At 59.8% G+C, this 18,600-nt stretch carries 16 protein-coding genes; 11 read left to right on the top strand and 5 right to left on the bottom strand.

All coding sequences use genetic code 11. The features are described from left to right. Positions 1-27: 27 nt before the first annotated feature. From ACORLH_RS13080 to ACORLH_RS13040, 9 genes are all read left to right on the top strand, one after another. Positions 28-795: a flagellar hook-basal body complex protein gene (locus ACORLH_RS13080; protein ID WP_321828833.1), complete on the top strand. Its 768-nt coding sequence runs from the start codon at positions 28-30 to the stop codon at positions 793-795. 98 nt (positions 796-893) lie between these two features. Beyond that, positions 894-1,682: a flagellar basal-body rod protein FlgG gene (flgG, locus tag ACORLH_RS13075; RefSeq protein WP_321828832.1), complete on the top strand. Its 789-nt coding sequence runs from the start codon at positions 894-896 to the stop codon at positions 1,680-1,682. An 11-nt stretch (positions 1,683-1,693) separates the two neighbouring features. Then, positions 1,694-2,362: a flagellar basal body L-ring protein FlgH gene (locus tag ACORLH_RS13070; RefSeq protein ID WP_321828831.1), complete on the top strand. Its 669-nt coding sequence runs from the start codon at positions 1,694-1,696 to the stop codon at positions 2,360-2,362. A gap of 44 nt (positions 2,363-2,406) precedes the next feature. Next, complete coding sequence (locus tag ACORLH_RS13065) at positions 2,407-3,510, top strand: flagellar basal body P-ring protein FlgI (protein ID WP_321832818.1); 1,104 nt, start codon at positions 2,407-2,409, stop codon at positions 3,508-3,510. A 19-nt stretch (positions 3,511-3,529) separates the two neighbouring features. After that, positions 3,530-3,862: a rod-binding protein gene (locus ACORLH_RS13060; protein WP_321828830.1), complete on the top strand. Its 333-nt coding sequence runs from the start codon at positions 3,530-3,532 to the stop codon at positions 3,860-3,862. Next, positions 3,862-6,189: a FlgK family flagellar hook-associated protein gene (locus tag ACORLH_RS13055; RefSeq protein ID WP_321828829.1), complete on the top strand. Its 2,328-nt coding sequence runs from the start codon at positions 3,862-3,864 to the stop codon at positions 6,187-6,189. The genes ACORLH_RS13060 and ACORLH_RS13055 overlap by 1 nt, the downstream gene beginning before the upstream one ends. 3 nt (positions 6,190-6,192) lie before the next feature. Continuing rightward, on the top strand, positions 6,193-7,467 hold the full coding sequence (flgL, locus tag ACORLH_RS13050) for a flagellar hook-associated protein FlgL (protein WP_321828828.1): 1,275 nt from the start codon (positions 6,193-6,195) through the stop codon (positions 7,465-7,467). 13 nt (positions 7,468-7,480) lie between these two features. Next, on the top strand, positions 7,481-8,353 hold the full coding sequence (locus ACORLH_RS13045; RefSeq protein ID WP_321828827.1) for a transglycosylase SLT domain-containing protein: 873 nt from the start codon (positions 7,481-7,483) through the stop codon (positions 8,351-8,353). A gap of 194 nt (positions 8,354-8,547) precedes the next feature. Next, positions 8,548-9,618: a sigma-54 dependent transcriptional regulator gene (locus tag ACORLH_RS13040; protein WP_321828826.1), complete on the top strand. Its 1,071-nt coding sequence runs from the start codon at positions 8,548-8,550 to the stop codon at positions 9,616-9,618. Positions 9,619-9,720: 102 nt separating this feature from the next. Here ACORLH_RS13040 and fliD read toward each other — a convergent pair whose 3' ends face one another. From fliD to ACORLH_RS13025, 3 genes are all read right to left on the bottom strand, one after another. Continuing rightward, positions 9,721-11,388, bottom strand: coding sequence for a flagellar filament capping protein FliD (gene fliD, locus ACORLH_RS13035; protein WP_321828825.1), 1,668 nt, complete (start codon positions 11,386-11,388; stop codon positions 9,721-9,723). A 95-nt stretch (positions 11,389-11,483) separates the two neighbouring features. After that, positions 11,484-12,752 carry an OmpA family protein gene (locus ACORLH_RS13030; protein WP_420719756.1) on the bottom strand — a complete coding sequence of 423 codons (1,269 nt, stop codon included), beginning with the start codon at positions 12,750-12,752 and terminating at the stop codon, positions 11,484-11,486. A 158-nt stretch (positions 12,753-12,910) separates the two neighbouring features. Continuing rightward, positions 12,911-13,672 (bottom strand): motility protein A, encoded by a 762-nt coding sequence (locus tag ACORLH_RS13025; RefSeq protein ID WP_321828823.1) that lies wholly within the window; start codon positions 13,670-13,672, stop codon positions 12,911-12,913. 244 nt (positions 13,673-13,916) lie between these two features. On the opposite strand from ACORLH_RS13025, the gene ACORLH_RS13020 reads away from it, so the two are divergent. Continuing rightward, positions 13,917-15,410 (top strand): flagellin, encoded by a 1,494-nt coding sequence (locus ACORLH_RS13020; RefSeq protein WP_321828822.1) that lies wholly within the window; start codon positions 13,917-13,919, stop codon positions 15,408-15,410. Between the two features lie 182 nt (positions 15,411-15,592). After that, positions 15,593-16,924: an RNA polymerase factor sigma-54 gene (gene rpoN, locus ACORLH_RS13015; protein WP_321828821.1), complete on the top strand. Its 1,332-nt coding sequence runs from the start codon at positions 15,593-15,595 to the stop codon at positions 16,922-16,924. A gap of 124 nt (positions 16,925-17,048) precedes the next feature. On the opposite strand, the gene ACORLH_RS13010 is transcribed toward rpoN, so the two are convergent. Next, complete coding sequence (locus ACORLH_RS13010; protein ID WP_321828820.1) at positions 17,049-17,792, bottom strand: hypothetical protein; 744 nt, start codon at positions 17,790-17,792, stop codon at positions 17,049-17,051. Continuing rightward, positions 17,789-18,541, bottom strand: coding sequence for a hypothetical protein (locus ACORLH_RS13005; protein ID WP_321828819.1), 753 nt, complete (start codon positions 18,539-18,541; stop codon positions 17,789-17,791). The genes ACORLH_RS13010 and ACORLH_RS13005 overlap by 4 nt, the downstream gene beginning before the upstream one ends. Positions 18,542-18,600: the final 59 nt, after the last annotated feature.

Genomic DNA, 18,600 nt, shown 5'->3' with positions numbered 1-18,600 from the left:
AGCTGACCTAAGCGAAAGGCGCGCCCCATGGATCGCATGATCTACACGGCCATGAATGCCCTGTCCACGCAACGTGACCAGCGCACCACTCAGGCACAGAACCTGGCCAACATGAATGTGCCCGGGTTCCGCCGTGATCTTGGCAACGAGGGGCGTACCTATTTTGCCGATGCACTGGACACCGCAAAGGTGCGGGCGTTTCAGACTGAAACGGGGCCGGCCGGTTTTCTGACTTCAACCGGCCCGTTGCAGCCCACCGGCAATGAGCTGGACGTGGCCATTGTTGATGATGGGTATTTCTACATTCAGCCCGATACTGGCGGTGATCCCGCCCTGACCCGACGCGGCGATTTGCGTCGGTCTGTTGATGGCACGCTGATCAACGGCGCGGGCGAAACCATGTTGAACGAAAACATGGAACCGATCCAGCTGGACGAATACCGCGAACTGACCATCACCGATATTGGTGAAATCTGGACGGTGGCGGCAAATGCCGAAGCGGGGGCGGCACCCCAGTTGGCAGGTGTGCTGGCAACCGTGGTTCCGGCTGCGGAAACTGTGCTGCGCAAAGGCCCGGATGGCCAGATCCGCGACACCGAAGGCGAGGTGCCCTTTCCGAACCAATCGGCCAAGGTCAATCAGGGCACATTGGAAGGCAGCAACGTCAACACGGTTGAGGAGCTGATCAGTTCCATCGAGATGCAGCGGAATTTTGAATTGAATATCCGCTTCGTCTCCAATGCCTCGAAACTGGATGAGGCGGCGGCGCGTCTGTTACGGGCGCCCGACAGTTAATTTTAGTAAATAGTTGCCCCCTTATGGGAAAATGGCACGGCGCTTGCACATGTTAAGTCAACACAGGTTAAACCGCCGCCACCCTAAGGAGGACAGGCATGTCAAGCAGCGCAATGCACGTGGCCAAAACTGGCCTCAACGCCCAGCAGTCCCGTATTCAGGTTATCTCGAACAACCTGGCCAACGTGAATACCACAGGCTTCAAGCGCGACCGGGCAAACTTCGAAACCTTGCTCTATCAAACCTGGCGACCGGCCGGCGCGCAGACCTCGGAAGATACCGCGCTGACCTCAGGTTCGTCGATCGGCACCGGGGTGCGGATGGTCTCCATCGAAAAATCCTTTAGACAGGGCAACCCGATGACCACCGAAAACCCGCTAGATCTCGCGGTAGACGGCAACGGTTTTTTTCAGGTTCTGATGCCAGATGGCCGCATGGGCTACACCCGCGACGGCACCTTTGGGATGAACGGCGAAGGGGTGGTGACCACGCCGTCGGGCTATATCCTGCAGCCTGAAATCAACATCCCCGCAGATGCCACCAACGTGTCGATCTCCTCAGACGGGATCGTCAGCGTGAACGTGCCCGGGGATGTGGAACCACAAGAGGTGGGGCAGATTACCCTGACCCGTTTTGTGAACCCGCGCGGCCTGACCCCGATCGGGGAAAACATGTCCGTCGAAAGCCAAGCCAGCGGTGAGCCGATCATCACTGAACCCGGCCAGGACGGCACCGGCCGTCTGGTGCAGGGCGCGCTGGAAGCATCCAACGTCAACGTAGTGCAGGAACTGGTGGAAATGATCGAGGCGCAGCGCGCCTATGAGGTCAACTCCAAGTCGATCTCGGCCACCGATGAAATGCTGCGTTACCTGTCCAACAAGCTGTAAGGAGAGCAGCAATGAAATTTAAGAAAGCATTTGTTTTGTTGACAGTTCCCGCAGCGATGACGCTGTCGGCCTGTTCCACCGAACAAGAAGCGGCCGCATCCCGTGATTGGGCGCCGGTCTATCAGGAACCGCTGCCGCAGCCGACGGCGCAGCTGGCCTCGGGTGCGATTTTTGCCGGCGGTCAGATGGGGCTCTTTGCCACCGACCGCCGCGCCAGCCAGGTGGGCGATATCCTGACGATCATCCTGCAGGAAAAATTCCAGGCCTCGAAGGCGCAGAACGCATCGTCCTCCAAGGCCGATAGCTTCACCATCGACACGCCGGACCTCTTTGGCATTGATGACAGTGAGCTGAGCGCAGGCACCAACAAGAACTTCTCGGGCACCGGTCGGGCGTCGCAGTCCAACTCGCTCTCGGGTCGGATGTCGGTTTCCGTGGTGCGGGTGCTGCCCGGTGGCAATCTGGAAGTCATCGGTCAGAAGAAGCTGACCCTGAACAACGGTGACGAATACATCCGTCTGCGCGGGATCGTGCGTCAGGCTGACATCACCGCCGACAACACCGTCGACAGCGACCGCCTGGCAGATGCCGAGATCAAGTATATCGGCGCCGGTGATCTGGCTGACACCGCCAAGAAAGGCTGGCTGCGCCGCGGCATCGACGCTGTAGCCCCGATCTGATCCGAAAGGGTAGACCTATGACACGCAAGATCCTCCGCGCCCTGATGACCGGGCTTTGCCTTTTCGCCAGCACTGGGCTGGCCACGGCTGACCGTATCAAGGACATGGCCTCTGTTGCTGGTGTGCGTTCCAACGCGCTGGTGGGCTATGGTCTGGTGATGGGTCTGGCCGGCACCGGGGATGGTGGGTCCAAACTGACGCAGCAGTCGATGCAATCGCTGATTTCGCGTCTGGGCCTGGACACCGAACCGGGGGATCTTGATACCAAAAACGTCGCCGCCGTGATGGTCACGGCGGAGATGCCACCCTTCATGAAACCCGGTCAGGTGCTGGATGTGACGGTTTCGACCGCAGGCCGCGCCAAGTCGCTGAAAGGCGGCACTTTGCTGATGACCCCGCTGATGGGGGCTGATGGTGAGGTCTATGCCATCGCGCAGGGCAACCTGGTTGTCGGTGGCCTTGGCGTCGAAGGCGGCGATGGCTCATCCCTTGTGGTCAATGTGCCTACCGTTGGCCGGGTGCCGGGCGGTGCGACCATCGAACGGATGGTGGAAACCCCCTTTCTTGAAGCAGAATATCTGGTGCTGAACCTCAACCGTTCAGACTTCTCGACCGCCTCCAGCGTTGTGGATGCGGTGAATGAGATGTTTGGCGATGGTGTTGCCGTGGCCCTTGATGGCACCTCGGTGCGGGTGCGCGCGCCTGCCGATCCGGCGCAGCGGGTTTCCTTCATGGGCTTGCTGGAAAACATCGAAGTGCAACCGGCCGAAGCTGCAGCGCAGGTGATCGTCAATGCACGCACCGGCACTGTGGTGATTGGCGGCTCTGTGCGCGTGACGCCCTCGGCGGTCAGCCATGGATCGCTCACTGTGCGGGTTAACGAAGACTTCAACGTCGATCAGGGCGCCTCGATTGTGACTAACGGCGACAATGTGATTGTTGCGCCGGGAGAACCGGTTGTGACCCCGGACAGCGCCATTGAGGTCACCGAAGACAATTCACCCGCCTTTATCTTTGATCCGGGTGTGAACCTCAGCTCGCTGGTGGACGCAATTAACGCCGTCGGCGCCAGCCCGGCCGATCTGGTCGCGATCCTTGAGGCGCTGCACCGGGCCGGGTCGCTGCGGGCGGAACTGATCGTCATCTAAGGACGAAGCGGAGATCACCATGACCATCCCCATGAATGCCAACCCCATGCTGGACGTGACCAGCAGCCTGGACATCCACCGCCAGCGCGCCGCGGAAACGGCGCGCGAGCAGGATGTGAACCCGCGTATGCGGCAGGCGGCGGAAGGCTTCGAGGCACTGTTTCTGCAGCAGATGCTGAAGGCGGGGCGCGCCGCGTCCTTAGGAGATGATCTGCTTGGGGGCTCAGGGGTGGAACGCATGCAGGGCATGCTGGACCAAACCCTGACCGAGAACGCTGCCAACCAGGCCGGACTGGGCCTGGCGGATGCAATCGTGCGTCAATTCGCACCTCACGTAAAGAAAGCTGACTGATGTCCGAAATTATGAACATCGGCCGTTCCGGCATGCTGGCCTTTCGATCCGCCTTGACGGTGACATCGGAAAACGTGGCCAATGCCAACACAGATGGCTACACCCGCCGCAGCGTTATCACGTCTGAGGCAGCAGGCAGCGCGGGCAACCCGTTTTACACCTCCGGCACGGGTCAGGGGGTTTTGGTGGCTGATATCCGCCGTGCCTTTGACGAACTGGTCGTCGGGCAGGTGCGGGACACCGGATCGGCTGTGGCCTCGGCCGTGACCATGGTGCCGGCGCTGGAACAGCTGGAAAACCGGATGCTGCCCGATGCGGGCGGGGTTGAGGAAATGCTGTCGGGCTATTTTGAGGCGCTCGAAGGTCTGGCTGCCATGCCCGAAGATCAGGGTATGCGCTCGGTTGTGCTGGAATCCGGCAAGGGTCTGGCGAACTCCATCGCCGATATGGCGACCGACATTCGTGATCTGGGCGATTATCTGCATGCGCAGGGCGGTCAGGTTCTGGAACGGGTTAACGGCCTGTTGCAGGAAATGGACCGGCTGCAGCAGAAGATGGGCCTGTCCTCGGTACCGGGGTCTGACAATGCGGTGCAGGACCGGCGTGACAAACTGCTGAGCGATCTGTCGGATCTGGTCGATATCCGGGTCGATTACAGTGATCTGGGCATTGCCACCGTGCATCTGGGCAGCGCCCCGGGCGGGCCGATGCTGCTGAGTGTTGATGGGCCGGCGCGTCTGACCCTGAATGCGGATCTGTCGCTGAACGTGCGCGCGGCCGAGGCGGGATCGCTGTCGTCTGATGCGATTACCCGCTCAGTTTCAGGTGGCCAGCTGCATGGTCTGGCGTCTTCGCTGGGGGCCATCAACGCCACCCTGTCGGACCTGAATGAATTTGCCGGCGCCATTGCTGATCAGATGAACATCATCCACGAAAGCTCGCGCGACGGAAACGGTGCGCCGGGTGTTCGGATGTTCTCGCTTAATGGGTGGGACGCGGTGCCCAGCCCGCATAACTCGGGCAGCTCACTGGCGGTTGCCAGTGAGATTGAGGGCGAAACCCCGATGAGTGATACGATCCGGCTGGTCCATGACGGCGGCGCCGGGGTCTGGAACGCCTATGATGAGACCAACACGCTGATCGGGTCTGGGACCAATTCGCTGACACTGCCCGGGATGACCATCGATCTGACCGGTGCTGCAGTGGATGGCGACGTGATCACGCTGGAGCCAACCCACGGTTCGGCAGAAAATATGCGGTTCCTGTTGACCGAACCTGATCAGATCGCCTCGGGCGGTGCCTTGGTGGTCAGCCCGTCGATGTCCAACGCCGGCACCTCGGAACTGACCGCGCAGCCGGGCACGGAAACCTTCACCAGCATGCCCACAGTGGAAAGCCTGCTGCCCACCGATGGCTCTTCTCAGGGATTGCTCTCTGACGGGGTGGTGGGGATGATTCCGGCCTCCGCGACGGAGGTCACGCTGGCCTCACTGGCCGGGGGCGGCACGGCCTCGGATATTATGATCTTCACCCGTGAAGGCACCCAGATCGCCGGTCCTGCGCTCAGCGGTGCGGCGGCGGCATCGCTCTTGACCACGGCGAACGGGTTTGCCGATGGGGCGATTTATGATGGCACCATGACCGGGGCGGCAAACAACTACCTTGGCACCCAACTGTCGACCGATGGCAGCACCGCTGCCACCCAGTGGCTGCATCTGAGCAACCTGCCGGCGGAAGATCTGATCGTGGTCGCAGGACCAGGTAATCTGGAAATCGGCGGCTCGGTCACCCATGGCAATGGCACTGAGCCGGATGACCGGACCGTGACCCTGAATGTGGTGGATGACACAACGGGCGAGGTGGAACTGCTGGATCAGGCCACCGGGCATCGTCTGGGCGGTGGCATCCTGGATGGCAACGGGCAGGTGGAGATCGCCGGCTTCAGCCTGACGCTCAGCGCCGGATACACCACTGGTGACAGTTTTGGCATCGAAGCCTCCAGCTCTGGCACGGGAGATGCAAGAGGTCTGACAGCGCTGGCGGCATTGCGCACCCGTGACAATGCCAGCGGCCTTGGCGGGTTCCACGCGATCCTGACCGAAATTCGAACCGAAGTGGGCGGCCTGACCGCGGCTGCTCAGATCAAACAGGAGGTCGCAGAGGCCCAGCATGAATCGGCACAGGCGGCCCATCAGGCTGCAGCGGGGGTCGATCTGGATACCGAAGCGGCAAACCTGATGAAATATCAACAGGCCTATCAGGCCAACGCCCGGGTCATGACGGTGGCACAAGAGCTGTTTTCGACCTTGATGAACTCCTTGAGGTAAACCATGAGCATCGGCACCTCCCTTCTGCACCAGACCGCCACCCGGCAGTTCACCCGGCTGGACCTTGAGATTTCCAACCTGCAGGCTGAGATTGCTGAGGGCAAATCGGACCCGCGCGCCTCGGTCGATCCGGTGCGTTCGCTCAACATGTCAGCGACACGGGATCAGAAAGCGGCGGTGGAACAGTTCACCGAAAACGTGGAACGCGCTGATGCGCGCCTGACCCTGGCCGATACCGTGATGGGTGAGGTGGGCAATGTGCTCAACCGCCTGTCCGAAATTGCCATTCGTGGCGCCACTGGTTCGGTTTCCCCCTCTGAACGTGAATCCCTCAGGATCGAAGCACTGGAACTGCGTGACAGTCTGGTCTCACAGGCGCAGACCCGTGACAGCACCGGCCGGGCGCTGTTTGGCGGTTATCAGACGGATATTGATCCCTTTGTCGATGATGGCTCAGGCGTGCAATATGTCGGCGACACGGGCCGCCACGCGCTGCGGGTTTCGGAAAACGCCATAATGGCAACCGGGCTGAACGGTCAGGAGCTGTTTATGGACATCACCGTTGAAGGCCCCAACGGGCCTGAGACGCGCGATATCTTCTCCATCGTGGATGACCTGCTGCACACGCTGACCCCCGGTGGCGGCGAACGGCTGGACACGATCACCTCGCCCAATGCGATGCGCCTGCAGCTGGGCGATACCGTGGGGCAGGTGGGCATGACGCTGGAAGGGCCCAATGGCACCGCTGAGATCTCAGCCCCCTTCATGGCCAGTTCACAGGATGCGATGATCGCCGCGATCAACGCTGAAACCGCCACCACAGGCATCACCGCCATTGTGGATCCCACCGATCCCACCGCCATTCAGCTGACCGCTGCGGGTGACATCACCATGAGCGGTCTTGAAGTAAACGCTGGCAATGACCGGGCCAAAAACTCGGTTGTGGTGACACCGCTGGATGGCGATCGGGCAAACGATATGTTTGTTGTGGTGCCCGAGGATGAAACCGTCAGCTTCATGGTGCGCTCCCTGAACGCGGCACATTCGCATGTGGCTGATGCCCGGGGTGAAATCGGTGCGCTGCAACAGGTGGGCGAACGTCACCGGGTTGGCTTGGACAAACGCTTTGAAATGGTGGAACGGGCGCTGGCGGGCTACGAAGGTCTGGACATTGCCAAGGCCGTGACCGAGCTGAGCGCGATGATGATGAACCGCGAAGCCGCGCAGCAGACCTACGCCAAAATCTCCTCGCGGACCCTGTTTGATTTCCTTGGTTAAAGGCGGACGGCGAATGGGCAAACTCTGGTCACATCTCCTGCGCAGAAGCGGTGTTTTCGCCGCGATGATCTGCGCGATTGGGGCCAGTTCTGCCAATGCACGCACCGTTGATTGTGAGGCGGTTGCGGGCCAGACCGCAGCGCTGCATGGCATTCCCGAAGGGCTGATGCCCGCCATCGCCCGGGTCGAAACCGGCCTGAAACAGGGCGAACGTGGGGTGCGTGCCTGGCCCTGGACGTTGAACGTGCAGGGCAAGGGGTATTACTTCAAAACCCGGGCCGAAGCCTTGGCCAAACTGCGCGCCGTGCTGGATCAGGGGGTGCGCAATGTGGATGTTGGCTGCATGCAGATCAACTACCGCTGGCACGCTGAAAACTTCACCTCCATCGAAGAGATGATGAGCCCTGAGGCCAATACGCGTTACGCCGCCAAGTTCCTGACACGGTTGAAAAAACGTCACGGGAACTGGGAGGATGCAACCAAGCATTACCATTCCGCCGATGCGGAACGGGGCACGGCCTATCTGGGGCGGGTCAGCCGGGTTCTGGCCCGTCTGCCGCAGGAACAACCCAGCTTTGTTGCTTCAACGGCGGATACGCAAATGGCGGCATTGGACCCGGTCACGGGTCAGGTTGCGGGGCAGGCGACAGCGAAGGTCGCTCGTCGCTCGGGTGTGTTGGCGGTCAGTGATTACGCCCTGATCGCCGTGCCGGGATCTGCGGCCTCCGGGCGGGGTGTTGTGCTTCCCGACAGTCCTTTGCCACAGTTTTCCGCCTTGCAGGCAAAGCAACAGCGCCGCAGCCGTCAACGGTTGCGCAGTGCCGCGTCAACGAATCGACAAGATTTGATCGTACAGCTCAGGGCTGAGTTTGCCGGGACGCTCTGACGGCAAGGTCCCTCAAAGCTACACAAAAGTATGTATCGCACTCCGTAAGAGAGAGGCGCTTCAACCTCCGATACGTGGAGTGTCGTCGGCTTTTTGACTATCCTATTTGTAAATCGAGCGTGCCCTTGCGGGGGGTGACCCCCGCAGCTTTTAGACCCCAATTTGGCGCGCCAGAACAAAAAAGGCCGAGAGTTATGACCAGTCACAGCAACAATCTCTTTTTCGACGCCGAAGCGCCGATCCTTTACGAGGTTGATGCCCATGTGGTTGGATCTTCGCCCGCCACCCGCCGGATGAAACAGATGCTGACCGCCGTTGCCCCTTCGGATGCGCCGGTGATGCTGTCGGGCGACACTGGTTCCGGTAAAGAACGCGCTGCCACCGCGGTGCATGCGGCCTCGGGCCGGGATGGCAAACTGGTGGCGGTGAACTGTGCGGCGATCCCCGGCGAACTGCTGGAATCCGAACTGTTCGGTTATGAAAAAGGCGCCTTCACTGGGGCCGATGAACAGCGCGTTGGTCTGATTGAGATGGCCGATGGCGGCACGCTGTTCCTAGATGAAATTGGCGATATGCCCCTGGCGCTGCAGTCCAAGCTGCTGCGTGTATTGGAAAGCCGTGAAATTCAGCGCGTTGGTGGCCGCGAACATATCGCGGTCAACTTCCGTCTGATCACCGCGACCCACCGCCGCCTGACCGAGGCCGTTGCCGAGGGCAGGTTCCGCGCTGACCTTTATTACCGTATCAACGTTTTGCCGGTGCCGGTTCCCTGCCTGGCCGAACGTCTGGAAGAGATCCCCGAGCTGATCGACCGCATGCTGAAGGATCACACTAACCAGCATCCCCACGCCAACCTGCCACATTTTGCCATGGACGCGATCGAGCGTCTGCAGGCACACAGCTGGCCGGGCAACATCCGGGAGTTGCGCAACGTTGTGGACCGCGCCATCGTGATGTTCCCGGGCCGGATGCTGCACGCGGCGGAGGTGGATAACTTCCTGCTGCTCAGCGAAACCGATGGTCATGCCAATGCTGCACCGGGCCAATCCCTGCCGGTTGGTGACCAAAGCGCGGTTCTGAAATCCTTGCAGGACAACGGCCAGATCGATATCCGCCTGATCCTGCGCGACATGGAAATCTCCCTGATCGAAGCCGCGTTGAAAATGTGTGAAGGCAATGTCACCGGCGCCGCCCAGTCCCTTGGTCTGCAGCGCACCACGCTGATCGAGAAGATTAAGAAATACGGTATCAAGAAAAACGGCTGACGGACCGTTCCCCGAATTCCGTCACTTCCTCCCTGTCAGACTGAAACCCGCTTCTTCGGAAGCGGGTTCTTTTTTGGCTCAGCTCAGGTCAGGGTAGGGGGATTAGCCGTTTGCGGCCGCCTGTTCAGCGTCCAGCAGGGCCTCAATATAAGACCCGGTGCTGTTCAGCTGGGTGACCATCTGTTCCATCGCGGTAAACTTGGTCAGGTAGCGCGCCTCAACAGTGGCATATTTTTCATCCAGCCGCTCCAGCTCCTCCTCATTGGTGACCTGGGATTTTTCCAGCTCAACTTCGCGGACGCTCAGGGCGTTTTCGGAATCCAGCGCATCTTCGATCCGTTCCATCAGAGAGCTGGTGAAGTTGCGCCCGTAGGTCAGTTCAAACTCATCGGTGCCATCAGGAACCGTCAACGACAGACCAGACATCGGGCCGGAGGGCACAATATAGAAGGTCACACCGTCACCGGGGAACAGGCTGACCACCTCGGTTGTGCCCAGATAGGCGGTTCCGGTGTTGGGGTCGCGGCTGAACTGATAGGTGCCGGACGTTGAGTCAGACGGTGGGCGGCCTGCGACCACCACTTGCGAGTTGTCTGTGGTGACCTGGCTTTCAAACAGGGCGGCCAGGCTCATCGGGTCATTGGCAATGATCTCATCGATCTTCTTGTTGCCCAGATCATCCTCTTCGAAGGCAAGCGTGCCGTCACGCTGCATGGAAATGCCGAAGTTGGACAGGAAGGTGCTGCCTTCGCCAAACCCTTCGATTTCCGATCTCAGGAAGGAGCGCAGCGAATTTTTGATGCCCTCGATTGAGGTTTCGCCGGCCAGCGCACCGGCTTCGGTGCCTTCGATCACGCCGCGGGATGTCTGATCGTCCAGCCATTCCAGCGTTTCGTTGACCTTGGCGATGAACACCTCGGCCCGGGCAAACAGGTCTTCGGCATCCACCGATGTGGTGACACTGGCGGGGCCGCCGGTCACATCCAAGAGTTCCAGTTCCACACCGTCAATCAGGTCATCCACCTGGTTGGTTGGGCGGAACACGGTGATGCCGTTATATTCCAGCACCGCATCCGATGCGGCGCGGATCTGGTGGGTTTCAATGTCGGTTGAGGTGTCCAGTTCACTCAGCGCAAAATCCGCTGCCGCCCCGGTGGCGTTCACCGTGAAGCGCATGCCGCTCTGGCCGCCGGTGTCCGAGAGGATACCGAGGGTGAAAGTGCCATCACCCACATCAATCACCGATGCGGTCACGCCAGCTATGCCGTCAAACTGCTGCGCCAGATCCTGCAAGGTGCCCCCTTCGGGCACTGTCATGTCAAAGCCGGGGCGCTCACCGGGATAGAAAACGGGTGGTTCCTCAGCGGTCCAGACGCCAAAATCGATGGTGACGGTGCCACCCTGAACGGTGGCGTTTTCCGATGGGAAGCCTTTGAATTCCAGCACCTGTTCGCGGGCAAGGGCAACGACATTGATGCTTTCGCTGCCGGCGGCCACTTTGGTGGCATCGGCCACAACCGCGTTCAGGCCAGAGCTAGAGGATTTGGTCTGCAACAGCGGGTCGCGGGTGATCACATCCAGCGAGGAGTTCAGATCCTGCAACATCAGACGCGCCTCAGCCAAGGCCGAGATCGAGACATCAGTGTCGCTCATGCGTTTCTCAACGATCTGCTTGCGCGGAGTGATCTCTGCGCCTGCCAGATCTTTGGCCAGCGCCGAGATGTTCAGGCCCGAGCCGTTGGTGTTGAGGGATGTAAGAATGTCCGACATTTTACTCTCCGGTTTCCTTGCAAAACGACCGGTTTCGTCTTTTGTTTAAGGCCCCACCCGCAGCAGGCGGGAAGGGCCGGGTGCCAAGGTGGCGATCAATAGCTGATCTCAATCTCAATCCGGCGGTTCTGCTCACGCCCTTCCGCAGTGGAGTTGTCGGCCACGGGCTGGCTTTCGCCCATGGAGGTGGCGGTCAGCTGGGTCGGATCAATCAGGCCCGATCCCGCCAGTTCCCGCACCACCGAGGCAGAGCGCGCCGCCGCAAGGCCCCAGTTGTCGCGGAACTGCGATCCGGCCGAGAGCGGCACATCATCGGTGTGGCCCGTGACCGTGATTGAGGAGGCTTCGTTCATTGCAGCAAAGGCGATGCGGTCCATGATTTCACGCGCGTCCTGAGTCAGATCTGCCGTGCCCGAGGGGAAGGCGCCACCGGCGCCCACGGTGACATAGACCTTGCCATCACGCTGTTCGACCTGCACCAGACCTTCGCCCAGCTCACGGCGCAGTGCCACGGCCAGCTTGTCCGATGCGATGGCGGCTTTGGATTGGCCATCAATCCCTTCGGGATGGTTGGCCGCCCCTTCGGCAGCGCCGTCACCTTCGGTTTCAGCCTCCAGCGCATTTTGTGCCACATCGTTCAGTTTCTCGATCAACTCCGCCATCAGGGCTTCTTCGCTCAGCTCAGTTGACTGGTTCTCAGCCATCTGAGGCAGACCGTTTGACAAGTCTTCCTGCGGCATGCCGCTGTTTTCCTGATCGCGCGGCAATCCGGTCAAAGGGTCAATCTGCGGCAGGCCCTCTTGTTGATCCTGTGCCAGCTGTTCCTGTGCCATCTGATCTTCGGCACCGGTCTGCTGTTGGAACTGGTTGTTCATGCCGGCCTGTTCCAGGCTGCCCTCGGTTTCCGAGGTCGGCTGATAATCCAGCACCACCTGATCGTCCTCGACTTTCGCGGTCAGCTCGCCGGCCTGCAGCGCCTGTTTCAGCAGCTGCGCCAGTTCCTGCCGCATTTCATCGCGACGCTCTTCTTCGCTTTTCTCACCCTGATCGCCGGTTTGCTTCTGATCGTGATCGGAACGTTTTTGTTGATCGTCCACATCCGAGCGGATTTTGGGCTGTTCGGTGGTGGTGGTGTCCTGTGTCAGCTCTTTGGTGATGGAGGGTTCCGGCGAAGGTGAGAACTTCAGCTCCAGAACCGTGGTGCCGCGCGGCTGTTCCACCACCGGAATGTCACGCTGCACACCAAAGCTTTCGCGCAGCGAGCCCGCGATCATTTTGAACTTGGGCTGGTTGAACTCCGCAAAGGACAGAATAAGCACAAAGAACGCCATCAGCAGAATTGCGATGTCGGCAAAAGTCGCCATCCAAGCCGGAGCGCCCACCGGGGGGCACTTTGGCGGCTCTTCCTGCTTTGGTTGCTCCACAGGAACGACGGGAATGGGGATCGGTTTTTTTGCCATGATCTGTGCCTTATTATAGGGGGCTCAGCTTTACGCGTTACTTAACAGGGCGGGCGGCGCGGTTACGCCGCCAACATTTTTGCTGCGACCTTCGGCGGCAGAGCAGCCACCATCTGGTCCTGAACCGCGCGACCGGATTCGCCACGCGCAATGTTTTTCAGTCCTTCCACGACCAGTTCGCGGTAGATCACTTCCTCTGCGCTGTAGACTTCCAGTTTTGCCAGGATCGGGCCGAAAATAACGTTCGCCAGAAACGCCCCATAGAGAGTCGTCAAAAGCGCAACCGCCATCGCAGGGCCAATTGCCTTGGGGTCGGCCATGTTGCCAAGCATCTGCACCAGACCGATCAGCGTACCGATCATTCCCATGGCAGGGGCGATGTCGACCCAGGACTTCACCACGTTCTGCGCATTCTCATGCCGCGTCTTCATGGATTTGATTTCCTGTTCCATCTGCTTGACCATCTTGGCTTCGTCCGAGCCATCAACCAGCATCTGCAGACCCTTCTCAAAGAACTTGTCCGGCACTTCTTTGCTTTCCAGTGCCATCATGCCCTCTTTGCGGGCCAGGTCCGACAGCTCCACCATGGTCTCAACCAGGACCGGGTGTTTCTGTGCTTTCGGCATAAAGGCCTTGGCCATTGAACCAAAGCTGCCAAGGAAGGTGCCCATCGGGGCGGTGAACATTACGGCGAAGAAAGAGCCGCCGAACACAATAAGGAGAGACGGGAGATCGATAAACGGTCCAAGACCGCCCGCGGCGATCATTGAGCCTGCAATCATGCCCAGGGCCCCCAGGAGGCCGATAAGGGATGCGAGATCCATGGTTTTGCTCCAATCACTATACGTGACCGGGTCTGCAAGAGCCGTACCAAGCTGATTTTGGCCTACATATATATAGGAAAAACGCGTTGATTTTTTTCGCCGTCTTCAGGTCAATAAAAAAATATCGTTTAAAAACAATGATTAAATCTGTTTTTTGCGTTTTTCTTTAAACTTTTCTGCCCCGCGACGTTCCCAATTACAAGCGCAACGAAGCGCAAAACAATTTACAGCCAAGGAGACGGCCATGACTACCATCAATACCAATATTGGCGCGCTGTCGGCACAAGCGACGATGACCCGCGTAAACATGGAAACCTCGACCTCGATGGAGCGACTGTCGTCGGGTCTTCGGATTAACTCCGCAGCGGATGACGCAGCCGGCATGGCCATCTCGGAAAAGATGACCGCCCAGATTAAAGGTCTGAGCCAAGCGGTTCGTAACGCCACCGACGGTAAGAACCTGGTGGACACCACCGAAGGCGCCCACGTCGAAGTTTCGAACATGCTGCAGCGTCTGCGCGAACTGTCTGTTCAGTCCGCGAACGACACGAACACCTCTTCGGACCGGAACAACCTCGCGGCGGAAGGTACGCAGCTGATCACCGAGATCAACCGTGTTGCGAAAGATACCACCTTCAACGGCATGAAAATTCTGGACGGTTCGTTCACCGGTAAACAGCTGCAGATCGGTGCAGACGCCGGTCAGACCATCAACATCGACGTTGACAGCGCAGCAGCGACCGACATCGGCGCCCACACCGTAACCACCGAAGTGAACGCCTTCGGCGGCACCGCGGCAGCAGGTTCGGCCGCATCGGAAATCGCCGGTGGTGCAACCCTGACCGTGACCGGTTACGCAGGTTCGGCAACCGTTTCCACTTCGGCAGGCCAGTCGGCCAAGTCGCTGGCAGATGCGATCAACTCGTCCTCGGCTTCGACCGGTGTTGAAGCAGAAGCGATGTCCAAAGCCAAACTGTCGGGCTTCTCGGCTGCATCGGACGTGACCTTTGAAATCAACGGCACCTCGATCGGTAACGTGAACATCTCCGACACCAGCGACCTTCGTGGTCTGCGGGACGCGATCAACACCCAGGCGGGTCAGACTGGCGTCAGTGCAACCATGGGTGAAAACAACGGTGAAATCATCCTGACCGACAGCCAGGGTAACGACATCGAGCTGACCGGCTATGACACCTCGGTGAACGACACCACCATGACCGTTACCGCGCTGGAAAACGATGGCACCACCGCCGCGTCGACCCCGGCCGTAACCCTGACCGACACCACTTCGGCCGTTACCTCGGCAGTGATCACCGGCCAGGTAGAGATGACCTCGACCAAAGGTTTCTCGGTTGGTACTGACAACGCCGCAACAGACGGTACCCGTCACTTCGGCGCCGCCGCGAACAACTCTTCGCTGGACAGCGTTGCTGAGATTGACCTGACCACTGCGGCGGGTGCATCGAAAGCGATTAAGACCATCGACGTGGCTCTGCAGAAGATTAACCAATCTCGTTCGGATCTTGGTGCGGTTTCCAACCGTCTGGACAGCACCATCTCCAACCTGACCAACATCACCGTGAACGTTGAAGCGGCACGGTCGGGGATCCGCGACGCAGACTTCGCCCAGGAATCGACCTCGCTGGCGCGTGGCAAGATCCTGTCGCAGGCCGCCACCGCGATGCTGGCCCAGGCCAACTCCAGCCAGCAGAACGTGATGCAGCTGCTCCGTGGCTAATAAGATCTAGTGTCGGAATTTCGACACCGTGACAGGAAACCGGCGTTTCGACGCCGGTTTCTTTTTTTTCAATGACTTAGCAACCCATACTTTTGTCTGTTATACCTCCTGAAGGTGAAGTCAAACGTTTTACGTTGTTTGGGGCTAAAATGGAGAGCATCCTTGTCGACAAGGAGATGCTCATGCAAATTTCAACAGTACAACACCTTGGTCAGCGTCAATCGATTGTCATGACTGCGCAATTGCAGAAAGCAATTTGCCTCTTGCAGTACAGCAACGTTGATCTGCACTCGGTTATTGAGAGTGAAGCTGAAGACAATCCTTTTGTGGACGTGAAAGCCGGTCCCGGCGCCGACCAGCAGGGCTCGATGCGTGGCATCGGCAGCCGCTCGGGCGGGGCAGGGGCAGATCAGGGCGATATGCTGGCCCGGATCGCGGAACACGACCTCTCTCTTTATGCACATGTGGCGGCTCAGTTTGATATGCTGTTCCCGGAACCCAGCGACCGCATGATCGCTGACGTCTTCCTGGAAGCGCTGGAACCAAGCGGCTGGCTGGGCGAAGATCTGGAGGCGATGTCCTTCCGTCTGGGCCTGTCGGTGGAAGAAACCGAAAGCTGGCTGGAGCGCGTGCAACAAGTTGAACCTTCAGGTCTTTTTGCCCGCTCGCTGGCCGAATGCCTGAAGCTGCAGGCTGAAGACCAGGGCGTGATGACACCGATCTTTGCCGCCCTGCTGGAGAACCTGCCGAAACTGGCCGCTGCCGACCTGAAAGGCCTGATGCGGGCCTGCAAATGCGACATGGATGAGCTGCGCCCGGCGCTGAAACTGCTGCGCAGCCTGAACCCCAAGCCGGGTGCCGATTTCAACGGTCCTGTGGCGCCCCAGCGGGCCCCTGACCTGATCGTCACCAAAGGCGCCGAGGGCTGGCAGGTTGAATTGAACAAATCGACCCTGCCCAGCGTTCTGGTCAACGAAAAGAAAGCCGCCCAGCTGAAGCCGGCGCATGGCGACTATGTGAATGACACCCTGTCGGTGGCCCTGTGGCTGCGCCGCGCGGTGGCCCATCGCAACCAAACCACCCTGTCGGTTGGCGCCGAAATCCTGCGCCGTCAGTCGGGCTTCATGGAGCAGGGGCCGGCCGGTCTGACCCCGATGACCCTGAAAGACGTGGCTGAGGCGATCGGCGTGCATGAAAGCACCGTCAGCCGGGTGACCACGGATCTGCTGATGCAGACCCCGCAGGGCACATTCCCGCTGAAATACCTGTTCTCTGCCAGCTTGCGCAAAGACGAAGGCGAAGAGGGCGAAAGCGCCGCAGCCGTACGTCACCGTATTCAGCAGCTGGTGCGCGAAGAAGATGCAGCGCGTCCGCTGAGCGATGACGCCATTGCCAAGATCATCACCGGTGAGGGCACCCACCTGGCCCGCCGCACCGTCGCTAAATACCGCGACATCCTGAAAATCCCGTCGTCCTTCCAGCGTCGTCGGAACGCCCTTTTGCAGGCAAGCTGAGCCGTTAGGGACTTTCGCTCAGCCAAAAGCGGAGATCGGTGGGCCGGTCTCCGCTTTTCTTTTGTCTTATGAATTTAGATGGTTAGCGGCGCCCGGGGTGAGGTCCCCGGGGCACGCGCACCTGTTACGCAGCGGCGTAGTCGTAATCGTCTTCGGTTTCTGGCTTGGGCTCTGGTTTGTCATTCATCAGAATGATCTTGCCAAAGGCAAACTCATCATCCGGCATCATCGACAGATAGGTGGCATGTGCCCCCATTTCACCGCGGGCGGCGATGATCGCGAAGGGGAACATGCCGCGCTGAATACGGTCTGCGCGGATCACCTGCGCGTAGTTCTTGCGCGTGTAATAAGACGCCAGAACCCAGAGCGAAATCGCCATCCAGAGGCCCACAGGCAGCCCCACGGCCACCATCCCCATGAAAGCCGCCAGATGTGGCCAGAGGCGCATCTGCGCCAGCCACAGGGGCGTTGCGATCCAGACCAGAGGTGAGACGCGATGGCGGAACAGGTCATAGCTGCCGTCGCGCGCGCGCAGGATTTCCCAATTGTCCAATTGGCTGGCATCCACCGGGGGCACATGCGGCTCACCGGCGACGGGGCAGGGCATCCAGCGGCCCAATTTTGGCGTCACGGAAACCACGGTCAGATCAACGTCGGCACGCTGGAAATGCATCGCCACACGTTTGTTTTCCAGGGCGGAAAACCGCGCGCGCAGCTCTTTGGCGCCGCCAGTAAACGGCTGACCATCCAGGCCCACCAGCTTGTCCCCTGGCCTCAGGCCCAGTGACTGGCCGGCAACGCCAACCTTCTGCAATTCAAGGTGAATTTCTGTCGGTTCAGGCGGGGGGACAGGGGTGCGCAGGCTCATGGGAAGCTAAACGGATTGCTGTTGCCTGTGGATTTTTTGCTGCTGGTTGCAGGCCGTGCCTTGGGCTTTGTTTTGGTTTTCGGCTTCGGCGTGGGTTTGGTGGCCTGCGCGGCATCCGCAAAGGTCTGAGCGCGCTGGCGGCCAGCCTCGGCCGCAGCGGTGGTCAGCTGATTGGCCAGGGTCGACAGTTTCTGGCTGAGCGCCAGATGCAGGTCGGACATGCCGCCCATCACCTCATCGCGGATGGAATCCACCCGTGGGTCCATTGTTTTAGCCAGTTGCGCAGCAAATCCGCCCGGACCATCCCCTAATGCGGCCATGGTCACATCCGAGTTTGACTGGATCTGCGCCTCCATCGTGGCGATCCGTTTGGTGATCCCATCAAGCGCGGCGGCCAGTTCGGTTTTTTCACCGGTCTGGGCCTCCATCATGGCTTCGGTCTTGGCCACGGTTTCCGTCAGCGTGTTCACATTCTGCGAAAACAGGTGCAGCGCCTCAACATGGGTGTCGCGCGCGGTGCGCAGATCGCTGAGGGTGCGGTAGTAGACCAACCCGCTGAGCCCCGCACAAAGCGTTACGGCAACCAGCGCGCCAATGCCAAAGGGCACCAGCTTGCGGTCCACCCATTCAGCCTTGTTGGACATGGATGTTGCTTGTCGTTCCGCCATCACGGCGGCATCGCCGGCTGTATCTGCCGAGGCGAGGGCGATTTTGATCGCTTCCTGAATATCTGGCGTTTCGGTGCTCATGCGGCCACTCCGTAGTCTCTTGCCAGTTGGAGTGCATCTTCCGTGCCAATCCGGGTCAG

The organism is Thalassovita sp. (assembly GCF_963691685.1).
Classification (GTDB): domain Bacteria; phylum Pseudomonadota; class Alphaproteobacteria; order Rhodobacterales; family Rhodobacteraceae; genus Thalassobius.
Note: the sequence above shows the minus strand (reverse complement) of the source record. Positions and strands in the feature narration are given on the sequence as shown.